General features: G+C 65.8%; 13 protein-coding genes. 4 read left to right on the plus strand and 9 right to left on the minus strand.

From position 1 onward, the window contains the following. Positions 1 to 49: 49 nt before the first annotated feature. Positions 50 to 1,264 carry a bacteriochlorophyll 4-vinyl reductase gene (gene bchJ, locus KAK09_RS11130; RefSeq protein WP_210879012.1) on the plus strand — a complete coding sequence of 405 codons (1,215 nt, stop codon included), beginning with the start codon at positions 50 to 52 and terminating at the stop codon, positions 1,262 to 1,264. A gap of 180 nt (positions 1,265 to 1,444) precedes the next feature. Here bchJ and KAK09_RS11135 read toward each other — a convergent pair whose 3' ends face one another. The 8 genes from KAK09_RS11135 to KAK09_RS11170 form a co-directional block, all read right to left on the minus strand. Continuing rightward, positions 1,445 to 2,788: a S41 family peptidase gene (locus KAK09_RS11135; protein WP_210879013.1), complete on the minus strand. Its 1,344-nt coding sequence runs from the start codon at positions 2,786 to 2,788 to the stop codon at positions 1,445 to 1,447. Positions 2,789 to 2,791: 3 nt separating this feature from the next. Further along, positions 2,792 to 3,934 (minus strand): murein hydrolase activator EnvC family protein, encoded by a 1,143-nt coding sequence (locus KAK09_RS11140; RefSeq protein WP_210879014.1) that lies wholly within the window; start codon positions 3,932 to 3,934, stop codon positions 2,792 to 2,794. After that, positions 3,931 to 5,445 (minus strand): 2,3-bisphosphoglycerate-independent phosphoglycerate mutase, encoded by a 1,515-nt coding sequence (gene gpmI, locus KAK09_RS11145; protein WP_210879015.1) that lies wholly within the window; start codon positions 5,443 to 5,445, stop codon positions 3,931 to 3,933. Before gpmI ends, KAK09_RS11140 begins: the two co-directional genes overlap by 4 nt. A gap of 90 nt (positions 5,446 to 5,535) precedes the next feature. Beyond that, entirely contained in the window at positions 5,536 to 5,925 is a 390-nt protein-coding gene (locus KAK09_RS11150) for a carboxymuconolactone decarboxylase family protein (RefSeq protein ID WP_210879016.1), read from the minus strand. Next, a complete protein-coding gene (locus tag KAK09_RS11155; RefSeq protein WP_210879017.1) occupies positions 5,922 to 6,557 on the minus strand; it encodes an inner membrane-spanning protein YciB in 636 nt (211 codons plus the stop codon). The genes KAK09_RS11150 and KAK09_RS11155 overlap by 4 nt, the downstream gene beginning before the upstream one ends. Before the next feature lie 13 nt (positions 6,558 to 6,570). Continuing rightward, the gene (locus KAK09_RS11160; protein ID WP_210879018.1) at positions 6,571 to 7,473 is read right to left on the minus strand and encodes an EamA family transporter; all 903 of its coding nucleotides are present in this window, start codon (positions 7,471 to 7,473) and stop codon (positions 6,571 to 6,573) included. Between the two features lie 94 nt (positions 7,474 to 7,567). After that, on the minus strand, positions 7,568 to 8,578 hold the full coding sequence (gene ftsY, locus KAK09_RS11165) for a signal recognition particle-docking protein FtsY (protein WP_210879019.1): 1,011 nt from the start codon (positions 8,576 to 8,578) through the stop codon (positions 7,568 to 7,570). Between the two features lie 65 nt (positions 8,579 to 8,643). Further along, a complete protein-coding gene (locus tag KAK09_RS11170; protein ID WP_210879020.1) occupies positions 8,644 to 10,329 on the minus strand; it encodes an NAD(P)H-dependent oxidoreductase subunit E in 1,686 nt (561 codons plus the stop codon). A gap of 196 nt (positions 10,330 to 10,525) precedes the next feature. Here KAK09_RS11170 and KAK09_RS11175 point away from each other — a divergent pair, with 196 nt between their 5' ends. The 3 genes from KAK09_RS11175 (at position 10,526) to KAK09_RS11185 (ending at position 13,743) form a co-directional block, all read left to right on the plus strand. Then, the gene (locus KAK09_RS11175; protein ID WP_210879021.1) at positions 10,526 to 11,569 is read left to right on the plus strand and encodes an alkane 1-monooxygenase; all 1,044 of its coding nucleotides are present in this window, start codon (positions 10,526 to 10,528) and stop codon (positions 11,567 to 11,569) included. 3 nt (positions 11,570 to 11,572) lie between these two features. Beyond that, positions 11,573 to 11,971 carry a hypothetical protein gene (locus KAK09_RS11180; RefSeq protein WP_210879022.1) on the plus strand — a complete coding sequence of 133 codons (399 nt, stop codon included), beginning with the start codon at positions 11,573 to 11,575 and terminating at the stop codon, positions 11,969 to 11,971. Between the two features lie 374 nt (positions 11,972 to 12,345). Then, the gene (locus KAK09_RS11185; RefSeq protein ID WP_210879023.1) at positions 12,346 to 13,743 is read left to right on the plus strand and encodes a helix-turn-helix domain-containing protein; all 1,398 of its coding nucleotides are present in this window, start codon (positions 12,346 to 12,348) and stop codon (positions 13,741 to 13,743) included. Here the strand turns inward: KAK09_RS11185 and KAK09_RS11190 are convergent. Then, positions 13,728 to 14,606, minus strand: a complete 879-nt coding sequence (locus KAK09_RS11190; RefSeq protein WP_210879024.1) for an inositol monophosphatase family protein — start codon at positions 14,604 to 14,606, stop codon at positions 13,728 to 13,730. The two genes, KAK09_RS11185 and KAK09_RS11190, sit on opposite strands and share 16 nt — an antisense overlap. Positions 14,607 to 14,710: the final 104 nt, after the last annotated feature.

Below are 14,710 nucleotides of genomic sequence, written 5' to 3' on the forward strand. Positions count from 1 at the left end.
CTGATTGATCAATGTCAATTTATTGAATCTCTCCGTCTGTCAATCTTAGTTGACAGCAGGGGCGCTCAGGCGACTGGTTCTCATTCATCCGAACTATCATTCCGGCGGGGCGGAGATTGCCGGCAACTGGCCGCCCGCCTGGGTGGCCTATCTGGCCGGGCCGCTCAAGGCCGCCGGTTACACCGACATCCATTTCATCGACGCGATGACCCACCATATCAACGAGGAGGAATTGCGCGCGCGGATCACCGCGCTGCAACCCGATATCGTTGGTTGCACCGCGATCACGCCCGCGATCTATCGCGCCGAGCGGGTGCTGGAGATCGCGCGCGAGGCGGGGCTGGTGCATGTCAGTCTTGGCACAGAGGCGGCGGCGCAGATGAAACTTGACCTTTTCAAGAAGGAAACACGCGTCGAGGAGAACAAGGAGGTCATCCGCCTGCTGCGCGAGGCGGATATTTTCACCGAGGCGCAATTCATCGTGGGTCTTGATAACGAGACCGAGGAGACGCTGGAGGAGACCTATCGTTTCGCCCGCGACGGGAACCCGGATCTTGCCAACTGGACGATGTATACGCCCTGGCCGTTCACGCCGCTCTTTCAGGAATTGCGCGACAAGGTCGAGGTGTTCGACTTTGAGAAATACAATTTCGTCACCCCGATCATGAAGCCCGCGGCAATGGACCGCGCGACGCTTCTGGACCGGATGATGCACAATTACCGGCGCTTCTACATGAACAAGGCGCTGTTGCATTACCACTTTGACGAGACGCGCGGCATCGCCGATGCGCAAATGGCCGATTGGGACGCGATGGCGGACCGCAAGCGCCGCGCGCAGGAGCGCAAGGCAAGCGTGCGCGAACAGATCAAGGCGAAGAAGGCCGATCTGGCCGCTGCGCAGGCCGAGGCGCGCGCGGTTGCGCGCGATGCGGGGGCACGCACGGGCGACTATATCATGCGTCACCGAATCCCTGTGCCTGCGCAACTGGTGCTGCGGGCGCTGCCCGCGCGCCTTGCCGCGCCACTTTTGTTGCGCGCCATGGCCACCCATGCCTGGACCTTCGCCGGGTCGGGGGAGGTGAGCATCGCACCCGCACGCCTGACGATCCGGGCCAACCCGCTGGCCGTGCCGGGCTGCGCGTGGCATTGCGCGGTGTTCGAGGCGCTATTCCGGCGGCTGGTGAGCGCGCGCAGCACCGTGCGCGAGGTGAGCTGTTGTGCGCGGGGCGCGTCGGCTTGCGCCTTTGTCATCGAGACCGGCTGAGAGGCGCGCGGCCTTGCGGGTGTTTTTCAAGCGGTGGCGCTTTTTGGTCCGGTGGGGTTTATGTGCTCTCCGTGCGTGTGGCGACGTTGCGCGAGAGCGCCCGCCCAGGCAGGCGTTGCCCGGCGGGCCCAATGAAAAACCCCGCGCGATGGCGGGGTTTTCCGGAAAGTCAGCCTCGGCTCACTCTTTGTTGCCGTTGCCCATCACGGCAAGGCCGCGCAGGATATCGACCGCATAGGCAAGCTGATAGTCTTCCTCGCGCAGGCGGGCCACCTCTTCGGCGCGTTTGCGCTCTTCCTCGATCTGCTTGATCTCGTCCTCGCTCAGGCTGTCATTGCTGAGCCGTCCGCGCAGATCCGCCTCGGAGCGGCCGGGGCGGCGGGGTGTCGTCTCTTCCGTCTCCTCGGTCTGGGCGCTGCGGCGGGGCTGTTCGACGACGATATCGGGGCTGACCCCGAGCGCCTGGATCGACCGGCCCGAGGGCGTGTAATAGCGCGAGGTCGTCAGCCGCATCGCGCCATTGCCCCGCAGCGGCATGACCGTCTGCACCGAGCCTTTGCCAAAGCTCTTGGTGCCCACGACGATCGCCCGGTTATGATCCTGAAGCGCGCCCGCCACGATTTCCGAGGCCGAGGCAGAGCCACCGTTGATCAGCACGACGATGGGCTTACCCTGTGCCAGATCGCCTGGCGTGGCGTTGAACCGCTCGCCATCCTGCACGTTGCGCCCGCGCGTGCTCACGATCTCGCCCTTGTCGAGAAAGGCGTCGGAGACCTTGATCGCCTGTGTGAGCAGACCGCCGGGATTGTTGCGCAGGTCGAGAATGATACCGCTGACCTTGTCCATGCCGCCGAGTTCCTCGATCTTTTCCTTCAGGTTCGATTCGAGATTCGGATAGGTCTGGTCGTTGAAGGTGGTGAGCCGCAGCACCACCGCGTCACGCTCGGTTCGGGCGCGCACCGCCGTGAGCTTGATCGTGTCGCGGATGATCGACACGTCGAAGGGTTCCGCCGTGCCCTCGCGCACCACGGTGATGACGATTTCGCTGCCCACCGGGCCGCGCATCAGCTCTACCGCCTCGTTGAGGGTGAGGCCAAGAACGCTCTCTCCGTCCACATGGGTGATGAAATCGCCCGCCTCGATTCCCGCGAGATCGGCGGGTGTGCCGTCCATGGGCGAGACTACCCTGACGAAGCCGTCCTCCTGCGTGACCTCGATGCCAAGCCCGCCGAACTCACCGCGCGTCTGTACCTGCATGTTCTCGGCATCGTCGGGAGAAAGGTAGCTGGAATGCGGGTCGAGCGAGGTGAGCATCCCGTTGATCGCCGCTTCGATCAGCTTGCGGGTATCGACCTCTTCGACATATTGCGCGCGCACCCGCTCGAAGATGTCTCCGAATAGGTCAAGCTGCTCATAGACAGAACTTGACCGCCCCTCCTGTGCCAGAAGCGGTGCGGCCACCTGCGTTGTCACGACCGCCCCGGTCAGGATGCCGGCGGCTGTGGCCATCAGGATCTTCTTCATCTCTCAACCTTCCTTGTCGGGTTTGAACCACGCAAGCGGGTCCACCGGTTCATTGTCTTGACGCAATTCGATATAGAGCGTCTGGCTGCGCATGGCACCCCCCTGATCGCGCGCGGCGCTTGCGGCAAGCAGGTCGCTGCCATCGCCGGGACCACCCATAAGGCCTACGGGGCTTCCGCCGGGAAGCACCTCGCCCATGCGACCATAGACAATGTCTAGCCCGGCGAATACCAGAAGAATCCCGCTCTGCGGTTCCAGAATGATCACATTTCCGTAGTCGAGCAAGGGGCCGCGATAGCGCACGGTCGCGGGCACCGGCGTGGTGACGAGGGCGCGGGGGCGCGTGGCCACGACGATGCCGGGGCGGGTGACGCCCGCTGCGTCCGCCTCGCCGGCGCGGCGCAGGATCAGCCCTTCGACCGGCAAGGGCAGGCTGCCTTTGCGCGCCTCGATGCCCGGCAGGCTGCCGGGGGCCTCGTCCATTGCGATTTCGCTCAGGCCCGAGGCAAAGCCCTCCAGCGTCTCGGTCGAGGCGATCAGCAGCGCGGTGCGCACCGGGTCTTCGGTAAAGCGGCGGGGCAGGTCGCTGCGCTCGGCAATGGCCTGACTGAGCCGGGTTCGTGCGTCCTGCACGCCCTCGAGCCCCTCGGACAGCGTCTCGGCGGCGCTTTGTTGAAGCGCGCGCAAGACGGCAAGATCCTGCACCTTTTCGCGCAACGAGAGCGCGCGCGCGTCGAGCGCGGGGGCCACCTCCGACAGGATCATCCCCGCCCGTGCGGTGCCCACCGGGCCGGACGGGTGCAGCATCAGGATCGGCACGGGCGCGCGGCTCATGGTCTGCAACACGCCCAGAAGCTGCGCGGTCTCGGTCTCGCGGGCGCGCAATTCGGCTTGCAGAACCTCCTCGCGAAGCGCGGCGCGGCGCAGCCCCTCGCGCATCGCTTCGAGCCCGCTTTCATAGGCACGGATCACCTCGGTCAGCGCCTTGACGCGATTGCGCGCGCCCTCGGCCCGGTCGAGCGCCTCGGCGGCGAGCCCGAGCGTCTCGGCAGCGGCGCGCGCATTGGTGGCGGGGTCGCCGCTCTGCGCCGGGGCCATGCCCGGAAGCGCGAGGGCAAGGGCGAGGCAGGCGGCGGCAAGCCTCATGCCAGAAGGCTCCGCCCGGTCATTTCCTGTGGTTGCGCCAGTCCCATGAGCGCAAGCACCGTTGGGGCCAGATCCGCGAGCCGCCCGCCCGCGCGCAGCCGCGCACCCGCAGGTCCGCCGACAAGGATCACCGGCACCGGGTTGGTGGTATGCGCGGTATGCGGCCCGCCGGTCTCGGGATCGACCATCACCTCGCAATTGCCGTGATCCGCCGTCACGATCATTGCGCCGCCCGCTTTTTCCAGCGCCGCCACCGCGCGGCCAAGGCCCGCATCCACCGCCTCGCATGCGGCTATGGCAGCCTTCAGATCGCCGGTATGGCCGACCATGTCAGGATTGGCATAGTTGACCACGATCAGGTCATAACCCTCGGCAATCGCGCCGCAAAGCTGATCGGTGACCTCGGCGGCCGACATCTCGGGTTGCAGGTCATAGGTCGCGACCTTGGGCGAGGGGGCCATGTAGCGATCCTCGCCACGTTCGGGTTCTTCGCGCCCGCCGTTGAGGAAAAAGGTGACATGGGGATATTTTTCGGTCTCGGCGAGGTGGAACTGGCGCAGCCCCGCGCGGCTCACCCATTCCGCGAGCGTGTTGACGATGACGCGAGGCGGAAAGACGGTCTCGAAAAGCGCGTTATGCGCCTCGGAATATTCCACCATGCCAAGGCGCGCGGACCAGTCGGCCATGGCCTCGCGCGCGAATCCGGTGAAGGCGGGATCGGCGAGCGCGCTCAGGATCTCGCGCGCGCGGTCGGCGCGGAAATTGAGGCAGAAAAGGCCGTCGCCCGGCGCCACGCCCGCATAATCGCCGATCACCGTGGCGGTTATGAATTCGTCGGTCTCGCCGCGCGCATAGGCGTTGGTGACGGCCATACGCGCGTCGCGCGCGTGCTGTCCGCGCGCGGAGACAATCGCCTGATACGCCTCATCGACCCGCTCCCAGCGGTTGTCGCGGTCCATGGCAAAATAACGCCCCGTGACCGTGGCGATGGTGGTGCTTTCGGGCAGTATCTCGCCTAGCCGGTCGAGATGGGCGCGCGCCGATTTCGGGGCCACGTCGCGCCCGTCGGTGATCGCGTGCAGCACCACCGGCACGTCTGCTTCGGCAATGGTCCGCGCGGCGGCGGCGATATGGGTGATATGGCCGTGAACGCCGCCATCCGAGACGAGGCCCAGCAGATGCGCCCGCCCCCCCGTTTCCTTCAGCCGCGCGATGAAGGCTTGCAGCGCCGCCATGTCGGCAAAGCTGCCATCCTCGATCGCAAGGTCGATCTGGCCCAGATCCATCGCCACCACGCGCCCCGCGCCGATATTCGTGTGGCCCACCTCGGAATTGCCCATCTGCCCGGTGGGCAGGCCCACATCCGGCCCGTGGGTGATCAGCGTCGCATGGGGGCAGTTGGCCATCAGCCGGTCCATGGTGGGGGTGCGCGCGAGGTGGGGCGCGTTGGCCTCGGGGCTGTCGCTCAGGCCCCAGCCATCGAGAATGCACAGGACAACGGGTTTGGACATGGGTTCTCCGGCCTTGATATGGCCCGTGTTTAGCCTGCCCGCGCGGCAGATGAAACACGCTTAAGCGTCGCGGGCGGCGGGACCGGGCGGCTACAGCCGACCGGCCTCTGTCAGCACCTTGCGCGCCGCGCGGAAACATTCCAGCGCCTGCGGCACGCCGCAATAGATCCCGACTGCGTGGATGATTGCGCGGATCTCCTCTGGGGTGACGCCGTTGTTGAGCGCGCCCCGGCAGTGCAACTCCCATTCGTGCATCTTGCCGAGCGCGCCAATCATGGCGAGGTTCATCATCGAGCGGGTCTTTGCGTCGATGGCGTCATCTCCCCAGCCGAACCCCCAGCACCAGGCGGTCATCGCCTCCTGAAAGGGGCGGGTGAAATCGTCGGCGGCAGAGAGGCTTTGCTCTACATACTCGGCGCCGAGCGTGGCCTTGCGCTCTGCGAGCCCCTTGAGAAACAGATCCTCGTCGAAAATGCTCATGTCTCGCCCTCCTTGTCGTCCTTGTCGTCCCCGGTCTCTTCCTCGGCCAGCGCATGATCGCGGAAAAGGCTGCCTTGGGTCATGAAGAACACGAAGATCGCCGCCGTCAGGCCGAAGGTCTTGAAATAGACCCAGATTTCCTCGGACTGTGTGCGCCAGATCGCCTCGTTGAGAACGGCCAGCCCGAGGAAGAACACCGTCAGGCGCTGTGTCAGGATCGTCCAGCCCTTGTCGGTGAGCGGCATTACGCCGTCCATCACCACCTGCAACCAGGATTGCCCGCGCAGGAGACCGATCCCCAGCAGCCCGCCAAACAACAGGTAGATGAGCGTGGGCTTCATCTTGAAGAAGCGCGGATCGTTGAACCAGACCGAAAGCCCGCCAAACAGCACGATCAGCACCGCTGTCGCCACCTGCATCCGGCTCAGATGGCCGGTCAGCCGCCAGAGCGCAGCCATGGCCAGAAGAAACACGGGGATGAAGCCTGCGGTGACGACGATGAAGCCCGCGTATTCGGTGCCGCCGATTTCGAACGTGTGGTCCTTGAGCCAGAGATAGGCCGCGAAGAAGGCGAGGATGGGTCCGAATTCCAGCGCCGGTTTTGCCCATTTCGGGGCAGGGGTCTCGGTCATGCGATGTCCTTTCTCAGCCACCGAACTCAACTATCACCGCGCCCGCTGCGATCAACCCCATGAGGGCGATGCGGCGTGGCCCGACCGTCTCCTTGAGCACCAGCCAGCCGATCAGCGCGGCAAAGACGGTCGAGGTCTCTCGCAGGACGGCGGCCTGACCCACCTTGTCGAGCCGGGTGGCCAGCATGATCGCGCCAAAGGAGAAGAACGCCACCACGCCGCCCGTCACGCCCCGCGCCATCAGCGGCCCAAGTGCGGGGCGCACCGCCATGGCGCGCCAGCGGGCATAGGCAATGGGCAGGATCGACAGCCCGTCGAACATGAAAAACCACGCAAGGAAGGTGAAGGGATCGGCGGCGGCGCGGATGCCATAGGCGTCATAGGTGGTATAGAGCGCGACAAAGACCCCGGTGGCCACGGCAAGGCCAAGGGCAAGCGGCATGGTCTCGCGTTGCAGCACGTAATGGCGCAGATTGTAGAGGGCGAGGCCGTAGATGCCGGTCAGCAACACCGCGACGCCGCCCCATTGCACGGGCGTGAACCGCTCGCCGAAGATGAGCCATGCCCCGATCACGGTGAAAAGCGGCCCGGTGCCGCGCACGACCGGATAGACCACTGTATAGGCCCCGCGCGAATAGGCCATGGCCTGTAGCACCTTGTAGCCCACATGGATCACCACCGCGCCCGCGAAGATGGGCCACATATGCGGCTCTGGCCAGGGCACCACGAAAAGGGCGAAGGGCGCGGCCATGAGGCAGTAGCTGGCGTCGATGGCGCCCCGGCTGAGCCAGGGATCGTGCCGCCCCTTCTGCAGCGCGCCAAAGACCGCGTGCAGGATTGCGGCGAGAAGCGCAAGACCCGTGGCGAGCGTGCGCCCGGCCTCGGTGCCTTCGAGCGAGATGAGCCAGGCGCTCATTGGGGGGCCAGCCCCCCAAACCGCATGTAGAATTGGGGGGCCAGCCCCCCAAACCCCCCGGGATATTTCAGGCCAGAAGAAACGGGGGCCGGGGTCATTCGCTGTCAAGGCCGGTGAGGGCGGCGGCGAATTCCTCGGGATCAAACGGGGCCAGATCGTCTATCTGCTCGCCCACGCCGATGGCATGGATGGGCAGGCCGAACCGATCGGCCAGCGCCACGAGTACGCCGCCGCGCGCGGTGCCGTCGAACTTGGTCATGACAAGCCCGGTGACATCGGCGAGCTTCTGGAAAATCTCGACCTGGGACAGCGCGTTCTGCCCGGTGGTGGCGTCGAGCACCAGAAGGGTGTTGTGCGGCGCTTGCGCATCCTTCTTGCGGATGACGCGGACAATCTTGGCCAGTTCCTCCATCAGGTCGGCGCGATTCTGGAGCCGCCCGGCAGTGTCGATCATCAGGAGATCCGCGCCCTCGGCCTCGGCCTTCGTCATGGCATCGAACGCGAGGCTTGCAGGGTCCGAGCCCTCGGGCGCGGTCAGCACCGGCACGCCCGCCCGGTCGCCCCAGACCTGCAATTGTTCGACGGCAGCGGCGCGGAAGGTGTCTCCGGCGGCGATCACCACCGATTTTCCGGCGGCCTTGAACTGACTGGCGAGCTTGCCGATGGTGGTGGTCTTGCCCGAGCCGTTCACGCCCACCACCAGCACCACCTGTGGGCGCGAGGGGTAGAGTGGCATCGGGCGCGCCACAGGGGCCATGATGCGGGCGATCTCATGCGCGAGCAACGCCTTGATCTCGCGAGAGGAAAGGCGCTTGCCCATGCGTCCTTCAGCGAGGTTGGCAATAACGCGCTGCGCGGTTTTCACGCCCATGTCTGTGCTGATGAGCAGGTCTTCGAGGCTTTCCAGCATGGCGTCGTCGAGCACCCGGCGCGGGGCCTCGGCGGGATCGCGCCCGACAAGGCGTCCCAGAATGCCGGGGCGTTCGGGGGCGGGCGCTGGCGCGGGGGCGGTTTCCACCGCGTCCTCGACGATCGCCTCCAGCCCCTCGTCGAGTTTCGACGCGGATTTGAACAGCCGTTCCTTGAGTTTCGAGAAAAACGCCATGTGTCCTCCATGCCGGTTTCCCGACCCCTACTGCGGATCGGCGGCAGATGGAAGCCTCGGGCGGCTCAGATTTCCCCTGCGAAATGGCGCATTGTCAGGCGGATCGGGTTGGGTGCCGCCTGTCCGAGACCACAGATCGAGGCGTCGGCCATCGCCTGACACAGCTCCTCCAGAAGCGGCTGATCCCAATGCTCGGCCTGCATGAGTTTCACCGCCTTTTCGCACCCCACCCGGCAGGGCGTGCATTGCCCGCAGCTTTCATCCTCGAAGAACCGCAGCATGTTAAGCGCGGCGTCGCGGGCGCTGTCGTGATCCGAGAGCACGACCACGGCGGCCGAGCCGATGAAGCTGCCATGCGGTTGCAGCGTGTCGAAATCGAGCGGGATATCGTCCATCGATGCGGGCAGAATGCCCGAGGAGGGGCCGCCCGGTTGATAGGCCTTGAAGCTGTGGCCGTCGAGCATCCCGCCGGCTGCGTCGATCACGTCAAGGATGGTGGAGCCTGCGGGCAGCAGGTGCACGCCGGGGTTCTTGACCCGACCCGAGACGGAATAGGAGCGCAGCCCTTTACGCCCGTTCTTCTCGACCGCGTTCAGGATCTCGGGGCCATCGCGCAGGACGCGCGTGACCCAGTAGAGCGTTTCGACATTGTTGACGAGCGTGGGCCGGTTGAAGATGCCCACCTGCGCGACGAAAGGCGGGCGGTGGCGTGGCAAGCCGCGCTTGCCCTCGATCGATTCGATCATCGCCGATTCCTCGCCGCAGATATAGGCGCCCGCGCCGCGGCGCAGCTCGACAAAGCCGGGCGAAATCACATCTTCGCCTTCCAGATTCTTGATTTCACGCCGTAATATCTCGATCACGGCTGGGTATTCGTCGCGCATGTAGATAAAGCAGCGTTCGGCCTCTACCGCCCAGGCCGCGATCAGCATTCCTTCAAGGAAAACATGGGGGTAGCGTTCTAGATAAAAGCGATCCTTGAAGGTTCCCGGCTCGCCCTCGTCGCCATTGACGGCAAGGTAGCGCGGGCCGGGTTCGGCGCGCACGAAGCCCCATTTGCGCCCCGAGGGGAAACCTGCCCCGCCCAGGCCCCGTAGCCCGGCATCGAGCAGGGTCTGCTGCACCGTCTCGAAATCGCCGCCCGCGCGCAGGGTGCGCAGCGTGTCGTAGCCGCCACTTGAACGATAGTCCGCAAGCTTTTGATATTGCGGTATATGTGCGTGAGTGTCGCCCGCCAAGATTGCGGCCCGCACCTTGTCCGGGGTGGCGTGGTCGATATGGTTGTGGCCCAGTTCCAGCACCGGCGCGGTATCGCAGCGGCCCATGCAGGGCGCGCGCAGCACGCGCACCTCTGACGGGTCGAACCCGTCCTCCAGTGCCGCCTTGAGCGCCTGCGCACCGGCGAGTTCGCAGGAGAGCGAGTCGCAGACACGGATGGTCAGTGCGGGTGGCGGCCGCTCGCCTTCCTTCACCACGTCGAAATGGGCATAGAACGTGGCGACCTCGTAGACTTCAGCCTGCGAGAGGCGCATCTCTTCGGCCAGCGCGCGCAGATGGGCGGCGGAGAGATGGCCAAATCGGTCCTGGACGAGGTGGAGATATTCGATCAGCAGATCGCGCCGCCGGGGCCCGTCACCCAGAAGCGCGCGCACCTCGTCCCAGGCCGTATCGTCAAGCTGCCGCCCCTTCGGCGTGCGCCGCCCCTTGCCCTTGCCCGATTTCCACACGCCCTTGCGTTCGTCGAGTGCCATGTGTTGCCCCCCGCCTTTGTTGTCTCAAGCCATAGAGCGCCTTGCGCGGGTTGGGCGGATCAAAAGCGACATTTGCTGCGCTGGATGCGTTGCGCCGCAAGCGATGTCGCAAATCCTGTCCGGTTACGCCTTGGGACTGCCATGGTTTCTGGTATACCATAACGGATGGGAACGCCCTGACAAGTGAGCCAAGAGTATGCACCTGTTTGCTTTCGCCACGATCCCGCCGCTGGCGCTGACCGCGCTTGCCGCGCTGTTCGGCGGTGTCTGGGGGTGGTTGGCGGTCGGGTATGCGACGGCGCTGGTGTTTTGTCTGGACCGGTTGATCGCGCGGGCAGTCGCGAACCCCGACCCCGAGACGGAGTTTCCCGCCGCCGATACGCTTCTGGTGGCACTGGGGCTGGGGTATTTCGTCGTGCTGGCGCTGGCGCTGCGGGGCGTGTCGGGCGCGGGTGGCCTTGCGGGGGGCGAGCGGGTGATGCTTGCGATTGCGGTGGGGCTGGTGGCGGGGCAGATCGCGCATCCGGTGGCGCATGAACTCATTCATTGCGGTGCGCGGGGCAAGCGGTGGCTGGGGCGGCTGATCTATACGTCGCTTCTTTTTGGCCATCACGCGAGCGCGCACCTGCATGTCCATCACGCCCTTGTCGCGACGCCCGCCGATCCAAGCAGCGCGCACCCCGGCGAGGGGTTTTACCGCTACATGCTGCGGGCCTGGCCGGGGGCGTATCTTGCCGGGTTGCGGGCCGAGACAAGGCGGCACGGGCGCGCGTTCTGGCGGCATCCTTACGCGCTCTACATGGGTGGAGCAGCGGCGATGGTGGCGGGTGTGGCGGTGCTTTGGGACTGGCGCGGTATCGGCGCGCTTGGATTGATTGCCGGCCATGCGCAGATCCAGATCCTGCTGGCGGATTATGTGCAACATTACGGGTTGCATCGCGCACGGCGCGCCGACGGGCGATTCGTGCCGGTGGGGCCGGCTCATTCGTGGAATGCGCCGCATTGGTATTCCTCGGCGATGACGCTCAACGCGCCGCGCCATTCGGATCATCATGTGACGCCCCGCCGCCCATATCCGGCGCTGCAACTTGTCCCGGCGGCGATGCCGGTGCTGCCCCATTCGCTGCCGGTGATGGCGGTGCTGGCGCTGGTGCCGCCTGTCTGGCGGCGGGTGATGGACGGGCGCGCGGCGCGCTGGCGCGAATCCTCTGGCGGGGGGGCACGCGATCTGGCAGGGTAGGGCATGCGCCGGATTTCCCTTGTCCTTATGGCCACGTGTGGTCTTGCCGCGCCGGCCCTTGGCCAGATGGGCGCTGCGGAATTCGATGCGCTCACACGCGGGCAGACCTTCTATTATGGGGCTGACGGGGCTGCGCCCTACGGCGCGGAGGAGTATCTCGACAACCGCCGCGTGCGATGGTCCTTTCTCGATGGGGAATGCATCGACGGATCCTGGTATGAGGAGGCGGGACGCATCTGTTTTGTCTATGAAAACCGACCCGAGCCGCAGTGCTGGATATTCGAGCGGCTGGACGGGCGGCTCGTGGCGCGGTTTGACGCAGAGACCACCCTCACCGACCTTTACGAACTGCGCCGCTCGCGCGAGCCGCTTTGGTGTCAGGGGCCGGAAATCGGGGTCTAGTGTTCGCCACCTGACATAAGTTACCTGGTATTGAGCAGGCGCGCCATGTTGGCGGAATCTAGAATGCCAGGGGCGTTGAATGGCCTTGCGCTGACGCTGGCCTCCTGCCCCCCGTGCGGGCGCTCGCGCGGCTCATCCCTCAATTGGGAATGTCCATGCGGGTCATCAACGGACACTTTGCAGCCGCTTTGCACCGGGTATATTGCGTCAGGGGGCGAACACTAGCGTGCTGCGTTGACCTGGAATTTCCCGTCCCGATCGTGACTCTGAACAGCTGCGACATACGCCAGCTTTCGAGAGGCAACCCTCTTGCCTCACATGTTTTGCAAACATAGGATCGGGAAAAGCTAATCTGCAAACAGGAGGCCGCCGCCATGGCCACGCGCAAACTTTATGCCGGGGCCAAGCTGCGCGAGACGCGGCAGCGGCTGGGGCTGACGCAAAAGGATTTCGCGGCCAAGCTGGGCGTGTCGCTGCCCTATCTCAACCAGATGGAGAACAACAACCGCCCGGTTTCGACGACGGTGGTGCTGGCTCTGGCGCAGGAATTCGGTTTTGACGTGACCGAGCTTTCCACCGGCGATGCCGAGCGGCTGGTCTCGGACATGCGCGAGGCGCTGGCCGATCCGGTCTTTGGCGACGATCCGCCGCCGCTGGCCGATCTGCGGCTGGCGGCGTCGAACGCGCCGGCGCTGGCGCGGGCCTTTCTGGAACTGCACCGTGCCTATCGCCAGACCCACGAGCGGCTGGCGAGCCTTGACGAGGCCCTGGGGCGCGAGGATGCGCGCAGCCAGTCGAGCCCATGGGACGAGGTGCGCGACTTCTTCCATTACTGCGACAACTATATCGACGCGGTCGATCGCGCTGCGGAACGTTTTGCCGAAGGGGCGGCGCGCGGCGGGGTGGAGGGGCTTGCGCGGCAGCGTCTCTCGGAGATGGGGATCAGCGTGACCGAGGCCGACACGGCCGTTTTGCGTCAGTTTGACCGCGCCAGGGGCACGCTCACCCTCTCGGCGCGAGCGGCCCCAGAGACGCGGCGCTTTCAACTGCTGCTGCAACTGGCGCTCTTGATGCAGGATCAGTTACTGGAGGCAACGCTTGATTTCGCGCGGTTCCAGTCCGAGGCGGCGCGCGCCATCGCCAAGATGGGGCTGGCCAATTACTTTGCCGGGGCGGCTCTCATGCCTTATGGCGCGTTTCTGGCCACGGCTCAGGAGGTGCGGCACGATCTGGAAGTGCTGGCGCTGCGCTTTGGGGCCTCGATCGAGCAGGTCTGTCACCGGCTTTCGACGCTGCAACGACCGGGCGCCAAGGGCATTCCGTTCTTTTTCGTGCGGGTCGATCAGGCGGGCACGATCACCAAGCGCCATTCCGCCACGCGGCTGCAATTTGCGCGCTTCGGCGGCGCTTGTCCGCTCTGGAACGTGCATCGCGCGTTCGAGACGCCGGGGCGCTTCCTGCGCCAACTGGCCGAGACGCCGGACGGGGTGCGCTATATCAGCCTTGCGCGCGATGTCTCGAAACCGGGCGGCAGTTTCGGCGCACCGGTGCGGCGCTTCGCCATAGCGCTTGGTTGCGAGGTGCGCCATGCGGGCGATCTGGTCTATGCCGACGATCTCGACGTGAGCAATGCCCGCGCGTTCGAGCCGATCGGGATTTCGTGCCGCATCTGCGAACGCACCGAGTGCCACCAACGCTCGGTCCCTCCGCTGGAACGTCGCCTTCAGGTGACGCCGGACGAGCGCGGGGTGTTGCCCTATCGGGTGGGTTGAGCTTCGGTGATCGGCGCGAAATGCTCGGCAAGGCGTTGCCAGGCGGTGTCGTTGGCCGCTGCAAGCAGGATGCCTTCGGTCACGCTCGTGTCATACTCGCGCCCGTCGAGCATCCGCGCGACGCCCCCCGCCTGACGGCAGATCAGCACCCCCGCCGCATGGTCCCACGGGTTGAGCTGGCCCGACAGGACGAAATCCACTGCCCCCTGCGCCAGAAGCCGGTATTCGTGACACGAGCAGCGCAGTGCGGTGAGCCGCGCGAGCGCCGGGGCGAGGGGGGCCAGACGTTCCTGCTGCGCCTTGGGCATGAGCGAGACATGGGCATAGCCCTGCATCTCGGCCAACGCCTTTGTGGCGGCGGTGAAGATGGGGCGCTCGGCCCCGAGGGCGGGGGCGAGGCGGGCCCGTGCGGTTTCGTCCGCGAGGATCCAGTCGTCGGCGATGGGGTCATAGAGCAGGCCAAGAACCGGGCGGCCAAAGCGCGTGACCGCGATGATGACGCCGAAGAGCGGCAGGCCATGGACGAAATTCCATGTCCCGTCCACCGGGTCGATGATGATGGCAAGCTCTGCATCGGAGACCTTGTCGCGCAACTCCGGCTTTGCAGCCACCGCCTCTTCGCCGATGATGAGGGCATGGGGGAAAAGCCGTTGCAGCCCCCGTGCGATCATTGCCTCGGCGGCATGGTCGGCCTCGGTCACAAGATCATGCGGCCCGGATTTGGTGTCGGCCTCGGCGCGGCTGATGGTGCGAAAGCGCGGCAGGATCTCGGCTCGCGCGGCGCGGCGCACGAGATTGACAAGAGCAACCTGTTGCGCGGGGCTGAGCGGCGGCGAGAGCGGGATGGGCAGCGAATCGGTCATGGCCTCTCCATTCGGTGTCGAGGGGTAAGTGCCACCGCGACGTGACGATTTCAACGCGGGTCGCCAGACCCGAGGCCGGGGGTTCCCCCCGGACCCCCGGAGTA

This window comes from Roseovarius autotrophicus (assembly GCF_018069895.1).
Taxonomy (GTDB): Bacteria; Pseudomonadota; Alphaproteobacteria; order Rhodobacterales; family Rhodobacteraceae; genus Roseovarius; species Roseovarius autotrophicus.

Coding starts and splice junctions, on each gene's coding strand:
- KAK09_RS11190 (WP_210879024.1), bottom strand. CDS start 14,606: ATGACCGATTCGCTGCCCATCCCGCTCTCGCCGCCGCTCAGCCCCGCG.
- ftsY (WP_210879019.1), bottom strand. CDS start 8,578: ATGGCGTTTTTCTCGAAACTCAAGGAACGGCTGTTCAAATCCGCGTCG.
- KAK09_RS11185 (WP_210879023.1), top strand. CDS start 12,346: ATGGCCACGCGCAAACTTTATGCCGGGGCCAAGCTGCGCGAGACGCGG.
- KAK09_RS11160 (WP_210879018.1), bottom strand. CDS start 7,473: ATGAGCGCCTGGCTCATCTCGCTCGAAGGCACCGAGGCCGGGCGCACG.
- KAK09_RS11140 (WP_210879014.1), bottom strand. CDS start 3,934: ATGAGGCTTGCCGCCGCCTGCCTCGCCCTTGCCCTCGCGCTTCCGGGC.
- KAK09_RS11175 (WP_210879021.1), top strand. CDS start 10,526: ATGCACCTGTTTGCTTTCGCCACGATCCCGCCGCTGGCGCTGACCGCG.
- gpmI (WP_210879015.1), bottom strand. CDS start 5,445: ATGTCCAAACCCGTTGTCCTGTGCATTCTCGATGGCTGGGGCCTGAGC.
- KAK09_RS11155 (WP_210879017.1), bottom strand. CDS start 6,557: ATGACCGAGACCCCTGCCCCGAAATGGGCAAAACCGGCGCTGGAATTC.
- KAK09_RS11170 (WP_210879020.1), bottom strand. CDS start 10,329: ATGGCACTCGACGAACGCAAGGGCGTGTGGAAATCGGGCAAGGGCAAG.
- KAK09_RS11180 (WP_210879022.1), top strand. CDS start 11,573: ATGCGCCGGATTTCCCTTGTCCTTATGGCCACGTGTGGTCTTGCCGCG.
- KAK09_RS11150 (WP_210879016.1), bottom strand. CDS start 5,925: ATGAGCATTTTCGACGAGGATCTGTTTCTCAAGGGGCTCGCAGAGCGC.
- KAK09_RS11135 (WP_210879013.1), bottom strand. CDS start 2,788: ATGAAGAAGATCCTGATGGCCACAGCCGCCGGCATCCTGACCGGGGCG.